The organism is Enterobacter cloacae complex sp. P12RS, from assembly GCF_014895875.1.
GTDB classification, from domain to species: Bacteria; Pseudomonadota; Gammaproteobacteria; order Enterobacterales; family Enterobacteriaceae; genus Enterobacter; species Enterobacter bugandensis.
In genome coordinates, this window is record NZ_JADBQO010000142.1 from 1 (window position 1) to 288 (window position 288).

Annotated in this window: 1 protein-coding gene; it reads right to left on the bottom strand. The window is 27.8% G+C overall.

Annotation, left to right across the window (positions count from 1 at the left end; translation table 11 throughout):
• Positions 1–96: 96 nt before the first annotated feature.
• Positions 97–288, bottom strand: a 192-nt coding sequence (locus tag IM284_RS23625) for a hypothetical protein (protein ID WP_226838993.1), incomplete at its 5' end; no start/stop codon positions are given.

The following is a 288-nucleotide window of genomic DNA, read 5'->3' on the forward strand; positions in this document are numbered from 1 at the left end:
CCTTTATATAAATAGGGATGTTTTTTACATAATACTTCAAAAGAATGGCGTTTTGGATAACGCCATTTCCGATATACCAGCAAAACTGCAAAGTGATTATTTAAATTCTAAATAATTACTAGATAGTATTTTTACTGGATCAGTAGTGTACATTCCGATATTGATTTTACTTATTTCTGATAAATCTAACTTTCCTGCATCACTATAAGTATACCAATCACTCCCTACTTTAATTGCCTTAATTATAGTATCCATGTTTATGTTATCATTATTTTTTAAAGTAACATG